This is a genomic window from Azohydromonas lata (assembly GCF_034427735.1).
Taxonomy (GTDB): domain Bacteria; phylum Pseudomonadota; class Gammaproteobacteria; order Burkholderiales; family Burkholderiaceae_C; genus Azohydromonas; species Azohydromonas lata.
The window spans coordinates 33586-57838 of the sequence record NZ_JAXOJX010000031.1 but is presented as its reverse complement, the minus strand read 5'-3'; the positions used below and the strand labels follow the sequence as shown (position 1 = coordinate 57838).

Here is a 24253-nt window from a genome sequence, read left to right as displayed (position 1 = left end):
CACCGCCGCCCCATCCTTGACGGCATGAACACGCATCCCAAGACCGGCGTCGTGCTGGTGCTTTCGGCCGCGGCGCTGTGGGGCACCACGGGCACGGCGCAATCCTTTGCCGGCGGCGGGCTGTCGCCGCTGTGGTTCGGCGCGCTGCGGCTGCTGGTAGCGGCGCTCTTCTTTGCCCTGTGCTTCGCGCTGCGGCGCGGGCCGCGCCCGGCCGCGCCCGGCACGCCCTTGCCGCGGCTGGCGCTGTTGGGCGCCGGGCTGAGCATGGCCGCCTACAACCTGAGCTTCTTCGGCGGCGTGCGCGAAGCCGGGGTGGCGGTGGGTACGGCCATCGCGCTGGGCAGCGGCCCGGTGTGGGCGGGCGTGCTGCAGTCGCTGCTCACGCGCCAGGTGCCCGCGCCGGGCTGGTGGCTGGGCACGGCGCTGGCCGTGGGCGGCGGCGTGCTCATGACGCTGGCCGGCGGCAGCGCCGCGGCCGTGAGCCCCGCGGGCGTGGCGCTGTGCCTGCTGGCCGGGCTGTCCTACGCGGTCTACACGCTGGCCAGCCAGCGCCTGCTGCGCGCCGCGCCGCCCGCGGCCGTGACGCTGTATGCCTTCGGCGCCGCCGCGGCGCTGGCGCTGCCGGCGGCGTGGTGGCAGTCCGGTGCGCCCGCGCCGCACCCGGCCGACGTGGCGGCCGTGCTCTACGTGGGCGTGGCCGCCACGGGGGTGGCCTACCTGCTCTACAGCCACGCGTTGCGCCACATCGCCACCGCGCCGGCCGTCACGCTGGCGCTGGCCGAGCCGGTGGTGGCCTTCCTGCTGGCCGTGGCCGTGGTGGGCGAGCGCCCAAGCGCCTACGCGGTGCTGGGCCTGTTGCTGGTGGTGGCCGGCGTGCTGGCGGTGGTGCGCAATGAGCTGTTGGGCGCAAGCCGCCGCGCCCGGCAAGGGCAAGCCACGGCGGCGGCCGCGGCGCCTGCGGATGCGGCAAGCTCGCGCGACGCCGCGGACGCCGGCTTGCGCGCCCCGCGCGTCCATCCATCGCCCTAACCCCTGCCCATCCCATGGACGACCCCTTCAAGCTGCACCGCTTCGTCGCCGCCCAGGACGCCGTGCTCGCCGCCGTGCGCGCCGAGCTTGCCGCCGGCGACAAACGCACGCACTGGATGTGGTTCGTCTTTCCGCAGCTCAAGGCCCTGGGCCGCAGCACCACGGCGCTGCACTTTGGCCTGGGCGGCCGGGACGAGGCGCTGGCCTACTGGCGCCACCCCGTGCTGGGTGCGCGGCTGCGCGAGTGCACCGCGCTGGCGCTGGGCGTGCCGCCGCCGCGCAGCGCGCACGAGATATTCCATTCGCCCGACGACTTGAAGTTCCGCTCCTGCATGACGCTGTTCGGGGCCGTCGCGCCGCAGGAGCTGCTGTTCGGGCAGGCGCTGCGCCGCTTTTTCGACGGGCCGGACCCGCGCACCCTCGAACTGCTGCGCTGAAACCCTGCGGCCGGGCGCATCCACCGGCGGGAAAACCACAACAGGCGCAGCGGATGCGCTTTGATCGCCGTCAAGAAATACTGTCGCCACCCCCGCACACAATGGGCCGAAGCTGCGAGGGCTGCGGCGGACGCCGAGGTTTCGTGCAGTGGTCCGGCATGGCGCAGCCGAATATTCATATTCGGACTCCTGGGGCATGGAAACTTCCACGAATCATCAAGCGCCCACACGCCTGAAAATCACGGTCGGCATGCTGACCTTGTTTTTGCTGATAGGCCACTCGTTGCCCACCTTCAGCCTGTTCGGCTCCGCGGAAGCCTATTTGCCGCTGCACATGCTGCTGGAGTTTTGCGGCATGGCCATTGCGGCCATGGTTTTTTCGCTGACCTGGACGCTGCACCGCCGCGGCGACCAGCGCATGCTGTGGCTGGGCCTGGGCCTTTTGCTGGTGGCGCTGGTCAATTTCGCGCACACCCTGTCCTTCAAGGGCATGCCGGTTTTCGTCACGCCCAGCGGTCCGGAAAAGGCCATCAATTTCTGGCTGGCTTCGCGGTTTTATACGGCGGTGACCTTGTGCCTGTTCGCGTTCCTGCCGCCGCGGCGCTGCAGCCTGCCCGGCGCGGCCGTGGGCCTGGGTTTCGTGCTGTGCATGGCGGCACTGACTTATTGGGTGGGCTTGTGGCAATCGCGATGGCTGCCCCGTACCTTCATCGCCGGCAGCGGTTTGACCGATTTCAAAATCGGTGCCGAATATGCGCTGTCAATTGTGCTGGCCCTGGTGGCGCTGCGCCTGGCCTGGCGGGCACGGCGCAAGCCTACCCACACTTTGCACCTGATGGCCGCCGCGGCCTGGACGCTGAGCCTTTGCGGCCTGTTTTTCGCTCTCTACGCCACCGTCACCGACATTCTCAACCTGCTGGGCCACCTGTACCAGTCGGCGGCCTACGCCATGATTTACTACGGCATTTATGTGCATGGCGTGCGCCAGCCGCAGGCGGCGCTGACTAGCCTGAGCTCGCGCTACCGCAATATCCTGGACAGCACCGACGTCGGCACCTGGGAATGGAACGTGCAAAGCGGCGACGTATTCTTCAACGAGCGCTGGTGCAGCATGCTGGGTTATGCCCAGCATGAAATAAAACCGCGCCTGGAGAGCTGGTACAGCCTCATCCACGTGGACGATTTTGCCAACATAGAAAAAGCGCTGGTGGCCCATTTGGACGGCGGCACGCCGTTCTATGAATGCGAGCACCGCCTGCGCCACAAAAATGGCCATGACATCTGGGTACTGGACCGCGGCCAGGTATTGGAGCGCGACGAACAGGGCCGCCCCCTGCGCGCCGCCGGCATGCACATGGACATTACCGACCGCAAGGCCATGCAGCGGCGCAATGACGAATTGCTGGCGCGCCTGCAGAAAATCACGTCCAAAGTGCCGGGCATGGTTTTTCAATACCAGTGGTGGCCGGGCGGGCGCAGCGCCTACCCTTATGTCAGCGCCGGCGTTCGGGAGCTGTTCGGCGTGTCGCCGCAGGACGTGGCGCGGGACAGCTCGCCCATTGCCGCCAGGGTGCACCCCGACGACATGGGCCAGGTGGCCGCCACCATCAAGGCCTCGGCCAAATCCATGCGCACCTGGCACACCGAATTCCGCACCCTCTGGCCGGACGGCAAAATTTTATGGGTGGAAGGTTTGGCGGAGCCGGAATCCCTGCCGGACGGCAGCATCCTGTGGCACGGTTATGTGCGCGACGTCACCGAGCGCAAGCGCATGTCCGCAGAATTGCAGAAATACCACCTCCACCTGGCGGACCTGGTTGAGACCCGTACTGCGGAACTGGAAGCCGCGAAATTCGCGGCGGAATCGGCCAACGCCGCCAAAAGTGCCTTCCTGGCCCACATGAGCCACGAAATACGCACGCCGCTCAATGCCATCATCGGTATGGCGCAAGTGGCCCTGCGCGACGCGCAGGCGGCACCGGCACAGCGGCATTTGCGCCAGATTCAGGATTCCGGCCGCCTGCTGCTGGACCTCGTGAGCGACGTGCTGGATATTGCCAAAATCGAGGCCGGCAAGCTAGTGCTGGAATACCGGCCCGTGCGCTTGCCGCAGGTCATACAGCGGGCCATGCGCTTGACGGAGCATCGCGCGCTGACGCAGCAATTGCAGTTCGGCGTCAAATGCGCGGAGGATTTGCCGCCCGGCATCTTGTGCGACGAAACCCGGCTGCTGCAGGTGCTGGTCAATTTGTTGGGCAATGCCATCAAATTCACCGAGCATGGCGGCGTGCACATGCGGGTGCGGCCCATGGAGTTTCAGGGCAGGCGCTGGATTGAATTTGCCATCAGCGATACCGGCATCGGCATCAGCCCCGGCCAGATTGACGCGCTGTTCCGGCCTTTCCACCAGGGCGACCACTCCACCACGCGGCGTTTCGGCGGCACGGGTTTGGGCTTGTCCATCAGCAAGCGCATCGTGGATTTGATGCAGGGCAGTATCACGGTGGAAAGCGAGGCCGGCCGGGGCTCGTGTTTCCGTGTGCGCATTCCCCTGGTGGAGGCGGCGGTGCCGGAAGACAAATGGGCTTTGGCGCGCATGGAGGGCCTGCAGGGCGTGCGCCGCCTGGAGGGCTTGAACATTCTCGCCGCGGAGGACGACGGGGTGAACCGCTGGGTGCTGCAGGATTTGTTGCAGCAGGAAGGCGCGCATTGCCTGATTCTGGGTACCGGCTCCGAGGCGCTGGAATTGCTGGACCAGCGCGCGAATTTCGATTTGTTCATCACCGACGTGCAAATGCCCGGCCTCAGCGGTTATGACACGGCGCGTCGCTGCCGGGAAAACCATCCCGAAATCCCCGTGCTCGGCTTGACCGCCTATGCCCTGGCCGAAGAAAGGCAGCGCTGCCTGGAGGCCGGCATGGCCGCCCACGTGACCAAGCCGGTGGACGTGGATATTTTGTGCGAGACCATTTTGAAAGTGCTGGGCCGGGAGGGGGGCGCGGCGGACCAACCCGCGCCAGTGCTTCAGGCCGACATGCCGCCGGCCGTGGCCATGGCGCCGGCCGGGGTGGAGGCGGCTGCCGTCGAGGCGCCGGTGATCGACTGGCCGGGTTTGTGGCAGCGGCTGCGGCGGGCCGAGTCGGTGCGGCAGATCCTGCAGACCCTGGTGGACCACCACGGCGCCTCGGCCGAGGCGCTGCGCCGCTACGGCAGCCAGGCCGACCTGCCGGCCCTCTCCGGCCTGGCGCACCAGTTGCGCGGCGTGGCCGGCACCTTGTGCGCCGAGCCCGTCAAGCGGGCGGCCACCGTGCTGGAAGGGCAGATCCGCCAGACCGGCACCTACGAGCCCCAGGCGCTCGACAGCCTGGCCGACGCGGTGGACGCGCTGATGGCGCAGGCGCGCGGCGGGCTCAAGGACGGCTCGCTGACCCGCTCCTGAGCGCCCCCGTTTCCGCCGCCGCCGGCGTGGGCGCCGGCGCTTACCCGGCCGCGTCGCCTTGCTCGGCGATGCGCCGCAGCGCCTGCTCGAAGGCCTGCGGCGGCTGCGCGCCCTGGATCAGGTAGCGGTCGTTGACGATCACCGAGGGCACGGACTGGATGCCCAGCTCCTGCCACTGCCGCTGCAGCGCGCGCACCTCGTCGGCATAGGTGCCTTGCGCCAGCACCTCGCGGGCGCGGGCCCCGTCCAGCCCGGCCTTGCGCGCGGCCTCCAGCAGCACGGCGGGGTCGGACGGGTTCTGGTCGTCCGTCTGGTAGGCCTGGAGCAAGGCGCGTTTCAAGGCGAGCTGTTTGCCTTCCAGGCCGGCCCAATGCAGCAGCCGGTGCGCGTCGAAGGTGTTCCAGATGCGCGTGCGCGGGCCGAAGGTGAAGCTCACGGCGGCGCCGCGCTCGCGCAGGTGGGCGCGGGTTTCCTCCAACTGTGCCGGGGTGCGGCCGTACTTGCGGCACAGGTGCTCGGTGCTGTCCTCGCCCTCGGGGCCCATGGCGGGGTTGAGCTCGAAGGGCTGGAAGTGAATCTCCACCGGCATGTCCGGCAGTTGGGCCAGCGCCTGCTCCAGCGCGTACAGGCCCACGGCGCACCAGGGGCAGGCGATGTCGGAGACGAAGTCGATTTTCAGCATGTGGATTCCTGTGCGGGAGCGGCGGGAAGGGCGTCGGCCGCAGTGGCCGCAGTGGCCGGGTTGGCCGGGCGCCGCTGCAGCGTGACGGCGGCTTGCGTGCCCAGGGCGCGGGCGCGCAGTTGGCCGCAGCCGCCGTCCACGTCCTGCCCGGCCGAGTTGCGCAGCCGGGTGAGGATGCCGCGGCGGTTGAGCCAGCGCGCCATCTCGGCGGCGCGCTCGCCCGCCGGACGCTTGAAAGGCAGCTCCGGCACGCTGTTGTAGGGGATCAGATTCATCATCGCGTACTTGCCCTTGAGCAGCCGCTCCATGCCGGCGAGCTCCTCGTCCGTGTCGTTGATGCCTTCGAGCAGCGTCCACTGGAACTGGATGGGATAGCCGGTGAACCGCGCGTAGCGCTCGGCCGCCTCCACGAGGTCTTGCGGCGCGATGCGCGGGGCGCGCGGCAGCAGGCGCTGGCGCAGCTCGGCGTCGGTGGTGTGCAGCGACAGGGCCAGCGCCGGCTTCACCGCCAGCGTGGGCAGCCGCTCGAAGGCGCGCTCGTCGCCCACGGTGGAGAACACCAGCTCCTTGTGGCCGATGCCGCCGGCCGTGCCCAGCACCTGTATGGCCTCCAGCACGTTGTCCAGGTTGTGCGAGGGCTCGCCCATGCCCATGAACACCACGCGCTTCACCTCGCGCTGCGACCGCGCCAGGGCCACCTGGGCCACGATTTCCGCGCTGCCGACCTGGCGCAGCAGGCCGGACTTGCCCGTCATGCAAAAGGCACAGCCCACGGCGCAGCCGACCTGGCTGGAGACGCACACCCCGCCGCGCGGCAGCAGCACGCTTTCCACGGCCTGGCCGTCGGCGAGGTCCACCAGCAGGCGCACGGAGCCGTCGGCGCCGGGGTGGGAGGAGCGCAGGCGCGCCAAGCCGTCCAGCTCGGCCTGCAGCGCGGGCAGCGCGGCGCGCACCGGCGCCGGCAGCCAGTGCTCGGGGCGGCGCACGGTGGTGGTGTCCAGCGGCAGCGCGCGCGTCCACAGGCGCAGGAGGTGCTGCTCGTGCACGGGCCGCGCGCCCAGGGCGCGCAGGCGCTGGCGAAGGGTGTCAACTTGCATGGGGTTACTGCTGGGAAGAAGGGCGGCCTGGGCGCGAAGGCGGGAGTGTAGGCAGCTGAAGCAAAGGCGGCGGCGAGGGCAGCGGCGAGGAGGGCTGGCGGCGGCTCGATGGAACGCCGGGTGACCGGCCGGAATTTTAGGCGCCGCCCCGCCCACGGCCTTTGGGCCGCCGCGCGGCGCGGCGCGGGTTGACCCGCCCCCAGCTTTGTCCGGGCCGCCGCGGGAGGATTGCACCGCGGCGCCAGGGAGCTTCCTCCCTGCATCCCACCCTGGTTCCAGGGTTAGCCTTCAGACCAGGGATTGATATTGCCGGCCGGTTTTCTTCTCCGGCTTGCTCTTGCAGGCCCTTGTTCGCCGCTGCCGCGCTTGGCCTCGTGAATGCGCCGCGGCCGGCAGCGGCGAACCCTCCACCGTGCCTTGGAAGTCGCTGTAGGCACATCGTCGTTTTCGCAGTTGCAGTGCGCAGGCGCGGTCCGGTGCGGGGAGCGATCCCGCCGGCGGCGTGTGCGCCCCTGTCCCAACCGAGGACCCGCGACATGAACTTCCGCAACCTGACCTTCAAAGCGCGGCTTGCCGCGGCCTTTGCGCTGATGGCGCTGCTGGTGGCCGCGGTGAGCGTGACGGCACTGCACGCCCTGGCGCGCGAGCGCGCCGGCTTCGAGCTGTACGGCCGCGGCGTGGCGCCGCGCGTGGAGCTGGCGCAGGAGGTGCTGGCCCAGGCGCAGGCCCGCGCCGTGGCCCTGCGCGAGCTGCTGCTGGCCGGCACCCCCAAGGAGCGCCAGGCCGCCACCGCCGCCCAAACGCGGGCGCACCAGGGTGTGACGGAAGCGCTGCAGCGCCTGCGCAAGCTGCTGGCCCAGCCGGGCGTGGGCGCGCAGGAGCGCAGCCTGTATGCCGGCATCGAGAGCGCCGAGTTCCTCTATGGGCCGCTGATGCAGTCCGCGGCCGCGCTGGGCCGCGACGGCCAGCGCGAGCAGGCGCTGGACAAGCTCAACACCGCCAGGCCGTTGCAGGTGCAACTGATCCAGGCCGTGCGCGACTACCGCAACCACGGCGCCGTCCAGGCCGCCGAGGTGCTGGAGCAGGCCGGCGCGGCCTACGCCCTGACCCGCAACCTGCTGCTGGCGGGCTGCGCCGGCGCCGCGGCGCTGGCGGCGGTGCTGGCGCTGCGCATGAACCCCTCCTTCAACCGCCAGCTCGGCGGCGAGGCGGCCGAGGCCGTGCGCGTGGCCCACGAGCTGGCCCAGGGCCGGCTCGACGTGGTCGTGCCCTGCCGCCCCGGCGACGAGCACAGCCTGATGGCCGCGCTCCAGGCCCTGCGCGACCAGCTCGTGCGCACCGTGGGCGAGGTGCACCGCAACGCCGAGGGCGTGGCCGCCGCCAGCGCGCAGATCGCCCACGGCAACCAGGACTTGAGCCGCCGCACCGAGCAGCAGGCCTCGGCGCTGCAGCAGACCGCCGCCTCCATGGACGAGCTCGGCAGCACCGTGCGCCACAACGCCGACAACGCCAGCCAGGTCGATCAGCTCGCCAAGGGCGCGTCGGACGTGGCGATCAAGGGCGGCGAGGTCGTGGCCCAAGTGGTGCAGACCATGCGCGGCATCGAGGACAGCTCGGCCAAGATCGCCGACATCACCAACGTCATCGACGGCATCGCCTTCCAGACCAACATCCTGGCCCTGAACGCCGCGGTGGAGGCCGCCCGCGCGGGCGAGTCCGGGCGCGGCTTCGCGGTGGTGGCCGGCGAGGTGCGGGCGCTGGCGCAGCGCAGCGCCGAGGCGGCGCGCCAGATCAAGCACCTCATCACCGACAGCGTGCGCCGCGTGGGCGAGGGCTCCACCCTGGCCGACGAGGCCGGCCGCACCATGGGCGAGGTGGTCACCGCCATACAGCGCGTGACGGACCTCATGGGCCAGATCAACGCCGCCAGCGCCGAGCAAAGCCGCGGCGTGGCCCAGGTCGGCCAGGCCGTGGCGCAGATGGACCACGCCACCGGGCAAAACGCCGCGCTGGTGGACCAGAGCGCCGCTGCGGCCTGCAGCCTGCGCGAGCAGGCGCAGCGGCTGGTGCTGGCGGTGTCGGTGTTCCGCACGGCGCCGTCGCAGCCCGGCCGCGCGCCGTTTGCCGAGGCCGACGCGGCTGCGCGGGCGGAGGCCCCGGCCCTGCCGGCGGCGCAGCCCGCACCGCAGGCCGCGCAGCACACCCGCCCCGCGCGCCAGGAGCCCGCGGCAACGCGCTTGGGAGCCCAAGCCCTGCTGATGCCGCTCATGGCGCGGCCCGGCGCCGCCGTGGGCGCCAGCAGCTTGGGCGGCGCCTGAGGGGCGCGGCGCCCGCCCTGCCGCCACGTCACATCAGCGCCACGCCCTTGACCTGCGCGAACACCTCGTCGCCGGGCTGCAGCGCCAGCGCCTCGCAACTGCGCCGCGTGATGCGCGCCAGCAGCCGCGTGCCGCCCAACCGGGCCAGGGCGAGTTGCAGCAGCGCCGTGCCGCGGTCGGCCTGCACCTGCTCGATGACGGCCGGCAGCACGTTGACGATGGTGCTTTCCTGCGGCCGCACCCGCGTGAGGCTCACGTCGCGTGCCAGTACGTGCGCGCGCACCCGCTGCCCAAGCGCCATGCCGGGCTGCTCGCCCACCCAGAGGCTGCCGCCGTGAAAACCGATGCGCACCAGGCCGTAAGCCTCGTCGCGCTCCACCACTTGGGCGTCTATCACCACGCCGGCCTCGTCGGGCGCGCCGGCGCCGCCGCGGCGCACCAGCGCCGGCAGGTCGGTGCGCGCCATCAGCTCGGCCAGCGGGCCGGCGGCCGCCACGCGGCCGGACTCCAGCAGCACCAGGTGGTCGGCCAGCCGCGCCACCTCGTCCAGCGAGTGCGTGACGTAGAGGATGGGCAGCGCCAGCTCGCGCTGCAGCCGCTCCAGGTAGGGCAGGATCTCGGCCTTGCGCGCCGCGTCCAGCGCGGCCAGCGGCTCGTCCATGAGCAGCAGTTGCGGCGCGGTGGCCAGCGCCCGCGCGATGGCCACACGCTGGCGTTCGCCGCCGGAGAGCGTGGTCACGCGGCGGCCCATCAGCGCGCCTATGCCCAGCAGCTCGATCACGGGCTCCAGCGCCAGGCGCTGCGCGGCGGCACCGGCGCGCTTGCGGCCATAGGCCAGGTTGCCCTGCACGTCCAGGTGGGCGAAGAGGGCGGACTCCTGGATCACGTAGCCCAGCGCGCGGCGGTGCGGCGGGACGAAGCGGCCGCGCGCGTCGTCCTGCCAGACCTCCTCGCCCAGCGCCACGCGTCCTTGCGCGCGCTCCAGCCCGGCGATGGCGCGCAGCAGCGTGGTCTTGCCGCAGCCCGACGGGCCGAAGAGGGCCGTGACGCCGCGGCCGGGGAGAGATAAAGAGACGTCCAGCGCGAAACCCGGACGCGTGAGCGACAGGTGCGCCTCGATCACGCCCGGCCCCCGTCGCGCGGCGCGCGGTTGAGCAGGTACAGCGCCACCAGCACCGTGAGCGCGAAGCCCACCATGCCGGCGGCCAGGCGGTGGGCGTCGGCCATCTCGCCGGCCTCCACGTGGTCGTACACGGCCATGGACAGCACCCGGGTCTGGCCGGGGATGTTGCCGCCGATCATCAGCACCACGCCGAACTCGCCCACCGTGTGCGCGAAGCCCAGCACGCTGGCCGTGAGCAGCCCCGGGCGCGCCAGCGGCAGCGCCACGGTGAAGAAGCGGTCCAGCGGCCCGGCGCGCAGCGTGGCCGCGGCCTCCAGCGTGCGCTCGGGGATGGCTTCGAACGCCTGCTGCAGCGGCTGCACCACGAAGGGCAGCGAGTAGATGACGGACGCCACCACCAGCCCGCCGAAGGTGAAGGGCAGCCGCTGCCAGCCCAGCGCGTCCATGAGCCGGCCCAAAGGCCCGCCGGGCCCCATGAGCAGCAGCAGGTAAAAGCCCAGCACCGTGGGCGGCAGCACCAGCGGCATGGCCACCAGCGCCGCCGCCACCGGTTTCAGCCGCGAGCGCGTGCGCGCCAGCGCCCAGGCCAGCGGCGTGCCCACCAGCAGCAGCACCAGCGTGCTGGCGCCGGCCAGCGCCGCCGTCAGGCGCACGGCGCTCCAGTCGGCGTCCGTCACGGCTTCTTCACCGCGGCGGCGGGTGCCGCGGCGCCGTCGCCGGGCAGCCGGTAGCCCCAGGCGCGGATCTCGGCCTTGGCCGGCTCGCTCCTGAGGTAGGCCAGCAGCGCCTGCGCGGCGGGCTTGCCCTGGCCGGGCTTGAGCAGCACGGCGTCCTGGCGGATGTCCTCGTGCAGCCCGGCGGGCACGCGCCACCACGAGCCCGTGGGCGGCTGGCCCGGCACCGAGAGCTGCGACCAGGCGACGAAGCCCAGCTCGGCATTGCCGGAGGACACGAACTGCTGCGCCTGCGCGATGGACTCGGCCGTCACCAGGCGCGGCGCCACCGCCGCCTCCAGCCCGCGCGCGCGCAGCGTCTGCAGCGCCGCGCGGCCGTAGGGCGCGGTCTTGGGGTTGGCGATGGCCAGGTGCCTGAAGCGGTCGGACGCAAGCACGGCGCCCTGCGCGTCCACCAGCCCGGGCTGCGCGCTCCACAGCGCCAGCTCGCCGATGGCGTAAGTGAAGCGGCTGCCCGCGACGGTGCGGCCCTCGGCGTCGAGCCTGGCGGGGGTCTCGTCGTCGGCCGACAGCAGCACCTCGAAAGGCGCGCCGGCCGCGATCTGCGCGTAGAGCTTGCCGGTGCTGGCCGCCGCGGCCTTGAGCTTGTGGCCGGTGGCGGCCTCGAAGCCCTGGGCGATGCGCGAGAGCGGCGCGTTGAAATTGGCCGCCACGGCCACCAGCACCTCGTCGGCCCGCGCGGTGAAGGCCGCCACTGCGCAAGCCACGCCCACCACGCTTCTCAACAGCTTCATGCGCTCCGTCATCGACTGACCCCCGTGAAACAGGGCTCCATGATGCGGGAAAACACCAGGATCCCGTCGCGCCACGCGCCCCGGCGGGCGCGGTCATCCGTCACGTGCTTAGCAGCTTGGCGCATGTCATATGCGAAAACCAAATTTGGATAGGGCTAAAGAGTCGATGAAAACGCATAAACAAATTTGAAAATGCGGTTTATTCATCAAAACAAAGCATCACAAAGCATCACGAGCCATGAATCTCCAGCAACTGCGCTCCGTGCGCGAAGCCGTGCGCCAGGGCTTCAACCTCACCGTCGTGGCCGACGTGCTGCACACCTCCCAGCCCGGCGTGAGCCGCCAGATACGCGAGCTGGAGGAGGAAATCGGCATCGAGCTGTTCGTCCGCGCGGGCAAGCGCCTCACGGGGCTGACGCCGCCGGGCGAGATGGTGCTGCCCATGATCGAGCGGCTGCTGCAGGAGGCGCACAACATCCGCTGCGCCGGGCAGGAGTTCGCTTCTCAAGGCCAGGGCACGCTGACCATCGCGGCCACGCACTCGCAGGCGCGCTACGCGCTGCCCGGGGCGGTGCGCGACTTCAGCGAGCGCTACCCCGGGGTGGCCTTGCGCCTGAAGCAGGGCTCGCCGCAGCAGGTGGCGGAGCTGCTGCTCTGCGGCGAAGCCGACATTGGCGTGGCCACCGAGGCGCTGGCCAGCTATCCGGACCTGGTGGCGCTGCCCTGCTACCAGTGGACGCACGCCGTGATCGTGCCGCCCGGCCATGCGCTGGACCGCGACGCGCAGCAGGGCCTGCCGCTGACGCTGGAGCGGCTGGCCGGCTTTCCCATCGTCACCTACGAGCCCGGCTACACCGGGCGCAGCCACATCGACGAGGCTTTCAAGCGCCGCGAGCTGGCCTTCGACGTGGTGCTCTCGGCCATGGACGCCGACGTGATCAAGACCTACGTGGAGTTGGGCATGGGCGTGGGCATCATCGCCGCCATCGCCTGCGACGAGGAGCGCGACCAGCGCTTGAAAGTGCTGGATGCGCGCCACCTCTTCGCCACCAACATGACGCGGCTGGCCGTGCGCCGCGGCAGTTTCCTGCGCGGCTTCGTCTACGACTTCATACAGGCCTTCGCCCCGCCGCTCACGCGCGTGCAGGTGGACAAGGCCATGGCGGCCCAGGAAGGCGATCACCTGGACCTGTGAGCGGCCGGCGCAGCCGCGCCCGGCGCCGGGGCCGTGAACGATTCACGGCTGCGCAGGCCTGTCAGGGGTGGTTCTGTGTACGAACTGTGACGTGGCGCACACAACGACTTTGTGCTGCATCAAAGTGCAGCCGTGCCTGCCGGAGTAGGGCGGCCAAGGGACGTGCGTCACGCACCAGCAGTACCCACAGGAGAAAAACTCGTCATGGATTTCTTGAACCGCTTTCGCATCGGCGCCCGGCTGGGCTGGGGATTCGGCGCCGTGCTGGCGCTGCTGTGCGTCATGGCCGCGGCGGCCTTGTTCGAGCTGACCGCGCTGGCCGGCGTGTCGCGCTACTACGCGGCCAATCTCGTGCCCTCTTTCGAGGCGGAGCACAAGGTCGCGATGGCGCTGGGGGCCATGCGCCGCTTCGAATCGCAGCACATCATGGTCAATACCGTGGCCGAGATGGACGACATGGAGCACCGCGTCGCCGAGCAGCAGCAACTGCTGGCGCGCACGCTGGAGCACTACGAAAAGACGCTGATCTCCGGCGAGGAGGACCGGCGCTTGCTGGGCGCGGTGCACTCGGCGCTGACGGCCTACTACGCTGTGTGGGACCAGATACGGCCCTTGTCGCGTGAGACGGCGAACAACCCCGCCGCCACGGAAAAGGCGCAAAAGCTGCTGTTCGGCCCCTCGCGCGAGGCCTATGCGCGCGCGGACGAGGCGCTGCAGCACTGGTGGTCGCACAACAGCCAGCTGGCCGAGGCGCAGGAGGTCAAGGCCGAGTCCACCGAGGCCCAGGGCCGCTGGATGCTCCTGGGCGTCGCCGTGCTGGCCCTGCTGCTGGGCGTGCTGGCGGCGGTGGTGATCACGCGCTCCATCACGCACCCCATGGCACAGGCCGTGGACGCGGCCGAGGCCGTGGCCCAGGGCGACCTGAGCCGCCGCATCGAGGCCAGCGGCAAGGACGAGACGGCGCAACTGCTGCGGTCGCTCTCGCACATGAACCAGCGCCTGGCCGACCTCGTGCGCCAGGTGCGCAGCGGCTCCGACGCCATCGCCACGGGCAGCCACGAGGTGGCCGCGGGCAGCACGGACCTGTCGCAGCGCACCGAGAAGCAGGCCGCCAGCCTGCAGGAGACGGCGGCCTCCATGGAGCAGCTCAGCTCCACCGTCAAGCACAACGCCGACACGGCGCAGCAGGCCTCGCAGATGGCCGCCTCCGCCAGCGGCGCGGCGCGCCATGGCGGCCAGACGGTGGCCGCGGTGGTGGCCACGATGCAGGAGATCAGCGACAGCTCGCGCAAGATCGAGGACATCATCGGCGTGATCGACGGCATCGCCTTCCAGACCAACATCCTGGCGCTCAACGCCGCGGTGGAGGCCGCGCGCGCGGGCGAGCAGGGCCGGGGCTTCGCGGTGGTGGCCGGCGAGGTGCGTTCGCTGGCGCAGCGCAGCGCCGAGGCGGCCAAGCAGATCAAAGGCCTGATCGCCGACAGCGTGGGCAAGGTGCAGACGGGCTCGCAGCTCGTGGGCGACGCGGGCAGCACCATGCAGGACCTGGTGAGCCAGGTGCAGCGCGTGTCGGACCTGCTGGGCGAGATCAGCTCGGCCTCGGTGGAACAGACCAGCGGCATCGGCCAGGTCAGCCAGGCCGTGTCGCAGCTCGACGAGGTGACGCAGCAGAACGCCGCGCTGGTGGAAGAGAGCACGGCCGCGGCCGACAGCCTGAACATGCAGGCCAAGCGCCTGGTCGAGCTGGTGCGCACCTTCAAGCTGGATCACGAGGCGCCCGCGGCGGCCCTGGCGCCGCAGGCGCCCTTGGCGCCCGCGCCCGCGGCCCGCGTGCTGGCGCAGCGCACCATCGCCAAGGCCCACGTGAGCAGCCGCAGTGCGCGCCCGGTGGCCGCGTCGCCGTCCTCCGGCGGCGGCAGCGGCAGTGGCGACGAGTGGACCTCCTTCTAAACCGCTTGGGCGCGCTCGGCACGGCCCTGCACGCCATCCTCACCAGGGCCTTGCCGGCGGGACGCTGAGGCTAAACGCCGGTGGCGCGCGGGCCTGTCCAGGCGCCGCGCGCCGCGGCAGGTCCGGGCGGCACTTTGTCCGAAGTGTCAAATCCCCAGGGCGATCGGTTTGCGATGGGTCAATTTCCCTACCTTTCTGCCGATCCCATGGGGACTTTCAACCCCCGAAGACTTCCCTCATGGATGGATTGAACCGCTTGCGCATCGGTTCCAGGCTGGGCCTGGGCTTTGGCGCCGTGCTGCTGTTGTTGTGCGCGCTGACGGCCGTGGCGCTGCTGCAAATGCGGGCGCTGGCCGCGAACACCGGGTACTACACCCAAAACCTGGTGCCCTCCTACGAGGCGCTGTACGAAATCACCGGCGCCTTGAGCTCCATGCGCCGGCTGGAGGCGCAGCACCTCCTGGCCTCCAGCGCCGAGGAGATGGATGACCTGGAAAAGCGCATCGACGGCCACAAGAAGGCCCTGCTCGACGGCGTGGCGCACTACGAGAAGGAGCTGCTCTCCGACGCCGGGGACCAGCGCGCCCTGGAAGACGTGAAAAATCAGGCGCAGGCCTACTTCGCCCTGTGGGAACAGCTTCGCCCGCTGTCGCGGCGCGGCGTGGAAGACGCTGCCACCATGGACAAGGCGCGCAAGCTGCTGTCCGGCCCGTCGCGCAGCGCCTACCGCAAGGCCGAATCGGCCCTGCAGGCCTGGTGGAGCTACAACCTCACGCTGTCCGCACAACAGGGCAAGGCCTCCGAAGCCACGCAGTCCAGCGCACGCACCCTGATGCTTTGCGGCAGCGCCGTGGCGCTGCTGCTGGGCGTGCTGGCGGCGGTGGTGATTTCGCGCTCCATCACGCAGCCGCTGTCCAGCGCGGTGAAGGCGGCCGAGGCCGTGGCCGATGGTGACCTGACGTACCGCATCAACGCCCGCGGCAAGGACGAGACGGCGCAACTGCTGCAGGCGCTTTCGCGCATGAACGGGCGGCTGGCCGACCTCGTGCGCCAGGTGCGCAGCGGCTCCGACGCCATCGCCACGGGCAGCTGTGAGGTGGCCATGGGCAGCACGGACCTGTCGCAGCGCACCGAGAAGCAGGCCGCCAACCTGGAGGAAACGGCGGCTTCGATGGAGCAGCTCAGCGCCACCGTCAAGCACAACGCCGACACGGCGCACCAGGCCTCGCAGATGGCCGCGGCCGCCAGCGACGCCGCGCGCCAGGGCGGCAATGCCGTGGAGGCGGTGGTGGCCACCATGCAGGACATCAGCGCCAGCTCGCGCCGCATCGAGGACATCACGGGCGTGATCGACGGCATCGCCTTCCAGACCAACATCCTGGCGCTCAACGCGGCCGTGGAAGCCGCGCGCGCGGGCGAGCAGGGCCGCGGCTTTGCCGTGGTGGCCGGCGAGGTGCGCACGCTGGCGCAGCGCAGCGCCGAGGCGGCCAAGGAGATCAAGGGCCTGATCGCCGACAGCGTGGGCAAGGTGCAGACGGGCTCGCAGCAAGTGGGCGACGCCGGCAGCGTGATGCAGGACCTGGTGCGCCAGGTGCAGCGCGTGTCGGACCTGCTGGGCGAGATCAGCTCGGCCTCGGTGGAGCAGACCAGCGGCATCGACCAGGTCAGCCAGGCCGTGTCGCAGCTCGACGAGGTGACGCAGCAGAACGCCGCGTTGGTGGAGGAGAGCACGGCCGCGGCCGACAGCCTGAGCCAGCAGGCCAGCCGCCTGGCCGAGCTGGTGCGCACCTTCAGGCTGGATCACGAGGTGCCGGCCTACGCCGCGGCGCCCGCGCCCATGGCGTCCGCCGCGCCGGCCCCCGTGGAGCGCCGGCCCTCGCCGACGCTCACGGCCCAGGCCCCGCAGCCGAGGCGCTCCGCGCCCAAGGCGGGCAGCGGCAGCCGCGCCGCCATCGCGCCGCCGCCCATGGCCGCCGCGCCCGCCCCGGCGTCCCACGGCGGCGACGACGGCGAGTGGACGTCGTTCTGAGCGCTTGAGCCCCGGGCCCGGTCTGCAAGCGGCGGGGCCCGCTTTTTCAGGGCAACACCTCCTCCGCGTTGCGCAACGCCTGGCCGGCCGCGCCGCGCAGCACGCGCAGTTGCGCCGCCAAGGCCTCCTTGAGCGCAGGCCGCATCGACTTGTAGCGGTTGACGAGTTGATGCGGGTCCTGCGCGAGGTCGTAGAACTCGCCGTCGCCGTTGTCGTAGAGCGCAAAGGTCTGGCCGCCGGCGGTGCGCAGGCCGCGGTAGATGTGGTTCTTCCAGGCCGGGTGGGCGGCAGCCTCGCGCCCGTCGGCGGGCTCCAGCAGCCCGGCCTCGGTGCCTGGCGCCGCCGCGGCGGCCGACTCGGCACCGCCGCCGCCGCTTTCCAGGCTGGTCGGGCTTTCCAGCAGCAGCGCCTGGCGCCAGCGCGCGGGTGAGGCGCCGGCCAGCAGCGGCAGCAGCGAGCGGCCGTCCACGAAATGCGGGACGTCCGCGCCGGCGATGTCGGCAAAGGTGGGCGCCAGGTCCACGTTGGCCACGAGGCGGCTGACCCGGCGCCCGGCCGGCAGCCCGGGGCCGCGCACCACCAGCGGCACGCGGATGTCCTCCTCGTACAGCCAGCCCTTGCCCTCCTTGAGCCGGTGCTGGCCCTGGTGGAAGCCGTTGTCCGAGGTGAAGAAGACGTAGGTGTTGTCCAGCTCGCCCGTGGCGCGCAGCGTGCGCACCAGGCTTTCCACGAAGTCGTCCAGCGCCAGCGTGGACTGGCGGCGCTTGCGGTAGAGCGCGTCGATGCCGGCTTCATCGTCCGCCGTGAGCCGCCTCACGTACTGCATCCAGTCGGGCTTGTCGCTGACGTCGGCTTCGTTGAAGGAGGCCGTGCGCGGCGCCTTCACCCCCGGCAGCGCATCCGCATAGCGCTGCGGCGGCGTGGCCGGCGCGTGGGGCAGGTAGGGCGCGAGGTACAGGAAGAACGGCTTGCCCGGCGGGTCCTCGCCGGCGCCGCGCAGGAAGCTGGTGGCCTGCGCCAGCAGCACGTCGTTGATGTGGCTTTGCGGCGCACTGCCGTAGCTCAGCGTGCGGCCGTTGGCGTTGACGCGGTAGTTGAACTGGTTGTAGGGCGTGCCGCCGTTTGGGCTGAACCAGTGGTCCCAGCCGGGGGGCACGTAGTTGCGGCCGACTTCGTCGTTGGGATAGCCGTTGAGGTACTTGCCTATGAGCGCGGTGCGGTAGCCCGCGCCCTGCAGCCAGGTGGCGAGGGTGGAGCGCTCCAGGCCGTCGCGGTTGAACTTCATGAAGCCGCCGTCAGGCCAGTGCCCGGTGAAGATGCCGGTGTTGTGCGCGAACTGCCCGCGCAGCGTGGAGGCGCGCGAGGGGCAGCACAGCGACAGGCTCACGAAGCTGTTGTCGAAGCTCACGCCCGCATCGCCCAGCAGCCGCTGGGTCTTGGGCATGTGGCGAAACAGCGCCGCGTCCATGTCGTCCACCAGGATGAACAGGATGTTGGCGCGCTGCGCCTGGGCATGCACCGGCGCCGCCAGGGCCGCCAAGCCCAGCAGCAGCGCCGCCGGCACCGACAGCAGCCGGCGGAAAAGGGCTGAGGACAGGAAAGCGGAAGGACTCATCAGGACGTCTCGTTCGTGTCTGGACAAAGGCACTCCCGCGGCGCCGCGGCGCCGTGCGTGCGTGCAAGGGATGAGGGAGTGCGTGGAAGGCAGCGCGCGGCCCGTGAAAGCCCGGCCGTGCCGCCGTGTCAGCGCCTGCGGCCAGCGCAGGGCGCGGCGCTACATCGCCACGCGGCGCAGCGGGCATCCAGGCGTGGCGAAGGGGCGCAGAGGAAGGTCGATCCGGTCACGGGTACTGCCAAGGTGAGGGCTCGAAAGGGAAGCCGCGAGGGGTGAAGGACGGCCGGGTTGGCCGGCTGGAAAAAGGCACCCGCCCGGCGGCACGGGCGGGCCGGGAAAGCGGTGGCGGTGCTCAGGTCGCCAGGCGCGGGGCTGGCGCCGGCGCGGGCCGAACTGGCGCGGCGTGCTCCCGGTGCGCCAGGCGCTGCGCCATGGCCTCCACCCAGCGCTGCGCCAGCGGCCAGGGGCCGAAGCCGGACTCGGCGTTGATGTGGCCGGCGTCGCCCAGGTTGAGGGTCTCCATCCCCCAGCGGCCGGCCCAGCCCAGGGCGCTGTCGGCTTGCATCCACGGGTCGGTGTCGCTGGCCACGAGCAGCCCGGGCACGCCCAGGGGCCGGCGCGGCAGCAGCGGCGCCACGCCGAACTTGTCCGGCTCCGCCGGCGCGGCCATGAACACGGCGGCGATGGGCGCATCCGGCCGCAAGGCCAGGCAGCGCGCCAGGGCCAGGCAGCCGAAGCTGTGGGCCACGGCGATGCAGCGCGCGCCGCCGGCCTGGCGCAGCGTGTCGTCCACGCGCTGCGCCCAGCGCGGCAGGTCCGGCGTGTCCCAGTCGTCCTGGCACACGCGCAGCGCGCCGCGATGGCGCCGCTGCAGCCAGGTCTGCCAGTGCCCGGGGCCGCTGTCGCGCAGGCCTGGGACGATGAGCAGCCGCGGGGCGCTCACAGCGTGGCGATCGACACGTCGGTCGATTTCACGAGGGCGATGACGTCCTTGCCCGGCACCAGCCCAAGCTCCTGCACGGAGCGCGTGGTGATGACGGAGGTGACGACCTGGCCGCCGGCGGTCTCGATGTCGACTTCCGAGACCACGGGACCCTGGATGACTTCCAGCACCTTGCCGCGGAACTGGTTGCGCACGTTGATGGCGGTGATGGGCATGGGTGGGATGAGGCTGGTGGTGGGTGTGGGCGGCGCGTGCGCTCAGACGGCGCGGCGCAGCGGGATGGCGCCGGCCGCCGCGGCAGGCCATCGCTCGGCCGGCGTTGGGCGCAGCAGCCGCTGCAGCAAGTGCGCTTCGAAGGCGGCGAAGTCGGGGTGGGCGCGGTTGCGCGGGCGCGGCAGCGGCACGCGCTCGTCCAGGGCGATGCGCTGCTCCTCGATGAGCACCACGCGGTCGGCCAGCGCCACGGCTTCCGAGACGTCGTGCGTGACCAGCAGCGCGGTGAACCCGTGCTCGCGCCACAGCTCCTCGATGAGCTGCTGCATCTCCATGCGCGTGAGCGCGTCCAGCGCGCCCAGCGGCTCGTCCAGCAGCAGCAGCCGCGGCTCGTGCACCAGCGCGCGCGCCAGGGCCACGCGCTGGCGCTGCCCGCCGGAGAGCACCGAGGGCCACTCCAGCGAGCGCCTGGCCAGCCCAACCTGGGCCAGCGCGCGGCGCGCGCGCTTGCGCCCCTCGACGGGCGGCAGGCCCAGCGCGACGTTGTCCAGCACGCTCTTCCAGGGCAACAGCCGCGCGTCCTGGAACATGATGCGCGTGCCTTGCCCGTCGGCGTCGCCGCTCACGCGCAGCGAGCCGGCGTCAGGCCGCTCCAGGCCGGCCACCTGGCGCAGCAGCGTGCTCTTGCCGCAGCCGCTGCGCCCGACGATGGCCACGAACTCGCCCGGCGCCAGGCGCAGGCAGACGTCGTCCAGCACCGTGCGCTCGCCGTAGCGCTTGCCCAGGTGCTGCACCAGCACCTCGGCGCCGCGCGGCGCTGCCCGTTTGGGCGGGAAGTCCGCAGCGCTGCCCGCGGCGGGCTCCGGCGGGACGAAGGCGGCGCGCTGCGCGCCGCCCAGGGGAAAGTGTTCGATGTGCATGAGGCTGGCTTTCAGCGGGGGTTTCAATGCTGGTGCGCGGGGTGCCAGCGCAACCACCAGCGCTCCAGGCCGCGGGCGGCGAGGTCGGCCGCCTTGCCCAGCAGGGCGTACAGGACGATGCCCACGAGCACCACGTCGGTCTGCAGGAACTCGCGGGCGTTCATGGTCATGTAGCCGATGCCGGCCTGCGCCGACAGCGTCTCGGCCACGATGAGCAGCACCCACATCAGCCCAAGCGAGAAGCGCAGGCCCACCAGGATGGACGGCAGCGCCCCGGGCAGGATGACGTGGCGGTAGAGCGGCCAGCCGCTCAAGCCGTAGCTGCGCGCCATCTCGATGAGCCCGCGGTCCACCGAGCGTATGCCGTGGAAGGTGTTGAGGTAGATGGGAAAGAACACCGCCACCGCCACCAGGAAGAGCTTGGCCCCCTCGCCGATGCCGAACCACAGGATGACCAGCGGTATGAGCGCCAGCGGCGGGATGTTGCGCAGCATCTGAAAGGTGGTGTCCAGCAGCGTCTCGGCGCGCCTGAAGCTGCCGGTGAGCAGGCCGAAGGCCAGCCCCAGGCTGCCGCCCAGGGCCAGCCCGGCGAAGGCGCGCCCCGTGCTCACCGCCACGTGGTGCGCCAGCTCCCCGGAGGCCAGCAGCGAATAGAACGCCGTGAGCACCGTCCAGGGTTCCGGCAGCACGCGGGTGGAGAGCCAGCCCGCGCGCGAGCACAGCTCCCAGGCCGCCACGATGAGCGCCGGCACCAGCCAGGGCAGCAGGTGGCGCCAGGCCTGGCGCGATGGGGTGCGCTGCGCCGTGCCGGGCGGCGGCGCCTCGTGCACGCGGTCCTGCGCGGGGGCCGCGGGCCCGCCGGCCAGGGCGCTTGCGCGCGCAACGCCGGCGTTGGCGGCGGTGGGGCCTGCCGGCTTGGCCGGCGGCGCGTCAGAAGGAAATGCGCAGCTGTGTGACATGGTGGTCCTTGGCGTGCAGGAGCGGCTGCGGCTCCAGCGCGATGAATTCCAGGCGGTTGCCGAAGGGGTCCTCGGTGCTGGCGCGGCCTTCGCCGTCCAAGGCCCAGGCGTCCACCGGGTGCCCGGCGGCGCGCAGGCGCTGCAGCACCGCGGGCAGCTCGCGCAGCCGCAGCGCCAGGTGGGCCTGCGGCGCCACGCCGGTGTAGCGGCCCTCGCAGAGGTCCAGCGTCATGCCGTCCAGGCCGAAGCGCAGCAGCCGGGATTCGAAGCCCTCGTGCGCATCCGGCGCGGGCAGCGGGGGCAGGCCCAGCACGTCGCCGTAGAAGCGGCGCGCCTGCGCGGCGCCGCCGGGCGGCATGGGCAGTTGCACGTGGTCGAGCAGGGGCGGGCTCATGGCGTCAGCTCGCGGACTGCTGGCGCGGCACGATGCCGTTGGCCACGATCTCGCCGAAGGGCCCGCTCAGCGCCGGCGCGCAGAGTTTCTCGCGCACCGACAGCGGCAGCAGCGGGAACACCAGCTCGGCGAAGCGGTAGGCCTCCTCCAGGTGCGGATAGCCGGAGAGGATGAAGCAGTCCAGCCCAAGCGCCGCGTATTCCTGGAGGCGGTCGGCCACCTGTTGCGGGTTGCCCACCAGCGCCGTGCCCGCGCCGCCGCGCACCAGGCCCACGCCGGCCCACAGGTTGGGCGCGATCTCCAGGCCGCGGCGCACGTCGGACTTGTCGAAGCGGCCGCGGTGCAGCTCGGCCATGCGGCGCTGGCCCACGGAGTCCATGCGCGCCAGGCGCTGCTGCGCGGCCTCCACCGTGGCCTCGTCCAGGTGCGACAGCAGCGCCGAGGCGGCGCCCCAGGCGGCTTCCTCCGTCTCGCGGACGATGACGTGCAGCCGTATGCCGAACTTCAGTTGCCGGCCATGGCGCGCGGCGCGCCGGCCCACGTCGGCCACCTTGGCCGCCACGGCCGCGGGCGGCTCACCCCAGGTCAGGTAGGTGTCGACCTGCTCGGCGGCCAGGTCGTGCGCGGCTTCCGACGAGCCGCCGAAGAACACCGGCGGGTAAGGCCGCGCATGGGGCGGGTACAGCAGCTTGGCGCCTTGCACGCGCAGCCGCCGGCCCTCGAAGTCGAAGGATTGCCCCTCGTGCGAGCGGGCGATGATCTCGCGCCAGATGCGTATGAACTCCGCCGACTCCTCGTAGCGCGCGGCGTGGTCCAGGAACTGGCCATCGCCGGCCAGCTCCTCGGCGTCGCCGCCGGTCACGAGGTTGACCAGCACCCGCCCGCCGGAGAGCCGGTCCAGCGTGGCGGCCATGCGCGCGGACTGCGCCGGCGCCACCAGCCCCGGGCGCAGCGCGACCAGGAATTTCAGCTGCCGCGTGGCGTCTATCAGGCTGGCCGCGACAATCCAGGAGTCCTCGCAGGAGCGGCCCGTGGGCAGCAGCACGCCCTCGTAGCCCAGGCTGTCGGCCGCGACGGCCACCTGCTTGAAATAGGCGAAATCGGCCTGGCGCGCGCCGGCGCTGGTGCCCAGGTAGCGCGAGTCGCCATGGGTGGGAATGAACCAGAAGATCTTCATGGCAATGCCTCGTGGTTGAAGCACGCGCCGCCGGTGGCCCGTCCCGCGCCGGTGTGCGGGCCGCCGATGGCGGTGCGTGAAGGGGGTGTTCAGGGCGCGCCCTTGGCCGCCACCGCGTCGGCAATGCGTATGGGCTTGGGGATGAGCTTGAGCCCGTGGAAGGTGTCGGCGATCTGCTGCTGGCGGGCGACGATGGCGGGCGTCAGCGGCGTGACCTTGAACTCGTAGCGCTGGATGCTGAGCTTGACCACCTGCGGGTCCAGCCCCTGCAACGGCGCGATGAGCGCAGCCGCCTCGTCCACGTGGCTCTTGAGCCAGCGGCCGCGGTCCACGAGGTCGTCGAACAGCGCCTGGATCACCTGCGGGTTGCGGTCCACGAAGCCGCGCTCGGCCAGGTAGAAGTTGAAGTTGTCCACCGCGCCGCGGCCGTCGGCCAGGACGCGCGCGCCCAACTGCTTCTCGGCGGCGGCCAGGAACGGGTCCCAGATCACCCAGGCGTCCACCGCGCCGCGCTCGAAGGCCGCGCGCGCATCGGCCGGCGGCAGGAACACCGGCTGGATGTCGCCGTACTTCAGGCCGTGCTTCTCCAGCAGCCGCACCAGCAGGTAGTGCACGTTGGAGCCCTTGTTGAGCGCCACCTTGCGCCCGCGCAGCTCGGCCACGCTCTGGATGGTGGAGTCCTTGGGCACCACCAGCGCCTCGGCCGTGGGCGAGGCCGGGTCGTGGCCGATGTAGATGAAATTGGCCCCCGCGGCCTGGGCGAAGATGGGCGGCGCCTCGCCCACGTAGCCCACGTCCACCGAGCCGACGTTCAGGCCTTCGAGCAGTTGCGGGCCGGCGGGGAATTCCACCCACTGCACGGTGGCGCCCAAGGGGGCCAGGCGCTTTTCCAGCGTGCCCTGCGCCTTTTGCAGGACGAAGAGGCTGGCGGACTTCTGGTAGCCCACGCGCAGCGTGACGGCCGGTTGCGCGCGCAGCCACTTGGGGTTGACGGCCAGCACGGCGGCGGCCACGGCGCCGCGCAACAGGATGCGGCGGCGGTACGGGGAGTCGAGGTCGGGCAGCATGGAAAGTCCTTTGGAATTCGTGTGCGGGGCGCTGCGCGCGGCCAGGGTGGCGGCGCGGGCGCGGGGCATGCAGGGGTGGCGGGCGGCGCTCAACAGGGCGGCACGGCCGCGGGCAGGGCGTGGAGGCGCGGTACGGGCATCTGCAGCGCGGTGCTGTGGCTTGTGCAAAGGCTGACGTTCTTCATGCCCCGCACGATA

The 24253-nt window shown here is 71.6% G+C and carries 20 protein-coding genes; 7 read left to right on the top strand and 13 right to left on the bottom strand.

All coding sequences use genetic code 11. The features are described from left to right. Positions 1–24: 24 nt before the first annotated feature. The 3 genes from SM757_RS18410 to SM757_RS18400 all read left to right on the top strand — a co-directional run bounded on the left by SM757_RS18410 (position 25) and on the right by SM757_RS18400 (position 4905). Positions 25–1029, top strand: a complete 1005-nt coding sequence (locus tag SM757_RS18410) for a DMT family transporter (RefSeq protein WP_084267822.1) — start codon at positions 25–27, stop codon at positions 1027–1029. Between the two features lie 14 nt (positions 1030–1043). Beyond that, complete coding sequence (locus tag SM757_RS18405; protein ID WP_066341294.1) at positions 1044–1466, top strand: DUF1810 domain-containing protein; 423 nt, start codon at positions 1044–1046, stop codon at positions 1464–1466. A gap of 250 nt (positions 1467–1716) precedes the next feature. Then, positions 1717–4905 carry an MASE3 domain-containing protein gene (locus SM757_RS18400; RefSeq protein WP_066341296.1) on the top strand — a complete coding sequence of 1063 codons (3189 nt, stop codon included), beginning with the start codon at positions 1717–1719 and terminating at the stop codon, positions 4903–4905. Between the two features lie 40 nt (positions 4906–4945). Here the strand turns inward: SM757_RS18400 and SM757_RS18395 are convergent, their stop codons facing one another. Both SM757_RS18395 and SM757_RS18390 read right to left on the bottom strand, forming a co-directional pair. Next, positions 4946–5587, bottom strand: a complete 642-nt coding sequence (locus tag SM757_RS18395) for a DsbA family oxidoreductase (protein WP_066341298.1) — start codon at positions 5585–5587, stop codon at positions 4946–4948. Next, the gene (locus tag SM757_RS18390) at positions 5581–6684 is read right to left on the bottom strand and encodes an RNA methyltransferase (RefSeq protein ID WP_066341300.1); all 1104 of its coding nucleotides are present in this window, start codon (positions 6682–6684) and stop codon (positions 5581–5583) included. The genes SM757_RS18395 and SM757_RS18390 overlap by 7 nt, the downstream gene beginning before the upstream one ends. Positions 6685–7220: 536 nt before the next feature. Here SM757_RS18390 and SM757_RS18385 point away from each other — a divergent pair. Further along, positions 7221–9002, top strand: coding sequence for a methyl-accepting chemotaxis protein (locus SM757_RS18385; RefSeq protein ID WP_322466609.1), 1782 nt, complete (start codon positions 7221–7223; stop codon positions 9000–9002). Between the two features lie 28 nt (positions 9003–9030). On the opposite strand, the gene modC is transcribed toward SM757_RS18385, so the two are convergent. The 3 genes from modC to modA are packed head-to-tail and all read right to left on the bottom strand — an operon-like array spanning position 9031 to position 11593. Beyond that, entirely contained in the window at positions 9031–10125 is a 1095-nt protein-coding gene (gene modC / locus SM757_RS18380; RefSeq protein WP_322466608.1) for a molybdenum ABC transporter ATP-binding protein, read from the bottom strand. Then, positions 10122–10802 carry a molybdate ABC transporter permease subunit gene (modB, locus tag SM757_RS18375; protein ID WP_322466607.1) on the bottom strand — a complete coding sequence of 227 codons (681 nt, stop codon included), beginning with the start codon at positions 10800–10802 and terminating at the stop codon, positions 10122–10124. The genes modC and modB overlap by 4 nt, the downstream gene beginning before the upstream one ends. After that, the gene (gene modA, locus SM757_RS18370; RefSeq protein WP_322466606.1) at positions 10799–11593 is read right to left on the bottom strand and encodes a molybdate ABC transporter substrate-binding protein; all 795 of its coding nucleotides are present in this window, start codon (positions 11591–11593) and stop codon (positions 10799–10801) included. Before modA ends, modB begins: the two co-directional genes overlap by 4 nt. Positions 11594–11831: 238 nt before the next feature. Between modA and SM757_RS18365 the strand changes: the two genes are divergently transcribed. From SM757_RS18365 to SM757_RS18355, 3 genes are all read left to right on the top strand, one after another. Then, positions 11832–12788 carry a CysB family HTH-type transcriptional regulator gene (locus tag SM757_RS18365; protein ID WP_322466605.1) on the top strand — a complete coding sequence of 319 codons (957 nt, stop codon included), beginning with the start codon at positions 11832–11834 and terminating at the stop codon, positions 12786–12788. A 204-nt stretch (positions 12789–12992) separates the two neighbouring features. Next, entirely contained in the window at positions 12993–14738 is a 1746-nt protein-coding gene (locus SM757_RS18360; RefSeq protein ID WP_322466604.1) for a methyl-accepting chemotaxis protein, read from the top strand. A gap of 238 nt (positions 14739–14976) precedes the next feature. Next, positions 14977–16767, top strand: coding sequence for a methyl-accepting chemotaxis protein (locus SM757_RS18355; protein ID WP_322466603.1), 1791 nt, complete (start codon positions 14977–14979; stop codon positions 16765–16767). Between the two features lie 46 nt (positions 16768–16813). On the opposite strand, the gene SM757_RS18350 is transcribed toward SM757_RS18355, so the two are convergent. From SM757_RS18350 to SM757_RS18315, 8 genes are all read right to left on the bottom strand, one after another. Continuing rightward, positions 16814–18382, bottom strand: coding sequence for a sulfatase family protein (locus tag SM757_RS18350; RefSeq protein WP_066342081.1), 1569 nt, complete (start codon positions 18380–18382; stop codon positions 16814–16816). Between the two features lie 352 nt (positions 18383–18734). After that, positions 18735–19325, bottom strand: a complete 591-nt coding sequence (locus tag SM757_RS18345; RefSeq protein WP_322466602.1) for an RBBP9/YdeN family alpha/beta hydrolase — start codon at positions 19323–19325, stop codon at positions 18735–18737. Continuing rightward, positions 19322–19540: a TOBE domain-containing protein gene (locus SM757_RS18340; protein ID WP_066342079.1), complete on the bottom strand. Its 219-nt coding sequence runs from the start codon at positions 19538–19540 to the stop codon at positions 19322–19324. The genes SM757_RS18345 and SM757_RS18340 overlap by 4 nt, the downstream gene beginning before the upstream one ends. Positions 19541–19582: 42 nt before the next feature. Continuing rightward, positions 19583–20452, bottom strand: a complete 870-nt coding sequence (locus tag SM757_RS18335; protein ID WP_407655775.1) for an ATP-binding cassette domain-containing protein — start codon at positions 20450–20452, stop codon at positions 19583–19585. Positions 20453–20481: 29 nt separating this feature from the next. Continuing rightward, on the bottom strand, positions 20482–21417 hold the full coding sequence (ssuC, locus tag SM757_RS18330; RefSeq protein ID WP_322466600.1) for an aliphatic sulfonate ABC transporter permease SsuC: 936 nt from the start codon (positions 21415–21417) through the stop codon (positions 20482–20484). After that, positions 21389–21811: a VOC family protein gene (locus SM757_RS18325; RefSeq protein ID WP_066342078.1), complete on the bottom strand. Its 423-nt coding sequence runs from the start codon at positions 21809–21811 to the stop codon at positions 21389–21391. Before SM757_RS18325 ends, ssuC begins: the two co-directional genes overlap by 29 nt. A 4-nt stretch (positions 21812–21815) precedes the next feature. Continuing rightward, positions 21816–22988, bottom strand: coding sequence for an FMNH2-dependent alkanesulfonate monooxygenase (gene ssuD / locus SM757_RS18320; RefSeq protein WP_322466599.1), 1173 nt, complete (start codon positions 22986–22988; stop codon positions 21816–21818). A gap of 89 nt (positions 22989–23077) precedes the next feature. Continuing rightward, a complete protein-coding gene (locus SM757_RS18315) occupies positions 23078–24055 on the bottom strand; it encodes a sulfonate ABC transporter substrate-binding protein (RefSeq protein WP_066342086.1) in 978 nt (325 codons plus the stop codon). Between the last annotated feature and the right edge of the window lie 198 nt (positions 24056–24253).

Excerpts from the sequence above, each read along its gene's own strand:
- ssuD (WP_322466599.1), bottom strand. The coding sequence starts at position 22,988 with ATGAAGATCTTCTGGTTCATTCCCACCCATGGCGACTCGCGCTACCTG.
- SM757_RS18340 (WP_066342079.1), bottom strand. The coding sequence starts at position 19,540 with ATGCCCATCACCGCCATCAACGTGCGCAACCAGTTCCGCGGCAAGGTG.
- modA (WP_322466606.1), bottom strand. The coding sequence starts at position 11,593 with ATGAAGCTGTTGAGAAGCGTGGTGGGCGTGGCTTGCGCAGTGGCGGCC.
- SM757_RS18395 (WP_066341298.1), bottom strand. The coding sequence starts at position 5,587 with ATGCTGAAAATCGACTTCGTCTCCGACATCGCCTGCCCCTGGTGCGCC.
- SM757_RS18365 (WP_322466605.1), top strand. The coding sequence starts at position 11,832 with ATGAATCTCCAGCAACTGCGCTCCGTGCGCGAAGCCGTGCGCCAGGGC.
- SM757_RS18315 (WP_066342086.1), bottom strand. The coding sequence starts at position 24,055 with ATGCTGCCCGACCTCGACTCCCCGTACCGCCGCCGCATCCTGTTGCGC.
- SM757_RS18355 (WP_322466603.1), top strand. The coding sequence starts at position 14,977 with ATGGATGGATTGAACCGCTTGCGCATCGGTTCCAGGCTGGGCCTGGGC.
- SM757_RS18400 (WP_066341296.1), top strand. The coding sequence starts at position 1,717 with ATGCTGACCTTGTTTTTGCTGATAGGCCACTCGTTGCCCACCTTCAGC.
- SM757_RS18360 (WP_322466604.1), top strand. The coding sequence starts at position 12,993 with ATGGATTTCTTGAACCGCTTTCGCATCGGCGCCCGGCTGGGCTGGGGA.
- SM757_RS18385 (WP_322466609.1), top strand. The coding sequence starts at position 7,221 with ATGAACTTCCGCAACCTGACCTTCAAAGCGCGGCTTGCCGCGGCCTTT.
- SM757_RS18405 (WP_066341294.1), top strand. The coding sequence starts at position 1,044 with ATGGACGACCCCTTCAAGCTGCACCGCTTCGTCGCCGCCCAGGACGCC.
- SM757_RS18390 (WP_066341300.1), bottom strand. The coding sequence starts at position 6,684 with ATGCAAGTTGACACCCTTCGCCAGCGCCTGCGCGCCCTGGGCGCGCGG.
- SM757_RS18350 (WP_066342081.1), bottom strand. The coding sequence starts at position 18,382 with ATGAGTCCTTCCGCTTTCCTGTCCTCAGCCCTTTTCCGCCGGCTGCTG.
- SM757_RS18325 (WP_066342078.1), bottom strand. The coding sequence starts at position 21,811 with ATGAGCCCGCCCCTGCTCGACCACGTGCAACTGCCCATGCCGCCCGGC.
- SM757_RS18410 (WP_084267822.1), top strand. The coding sequence starts at position 25 with ATGAACACGCATCCCAAGACCGGCGTCGTGCTGGTGCTTTCGGCCGCG.
- ssuC (WP_322466600.1), bottom strand. The coding sequence starts at position 21,417 with ATGTCACACAGCTGCGCATTTCCTTCTGACGCGCCGCCGGCCAAGCCG.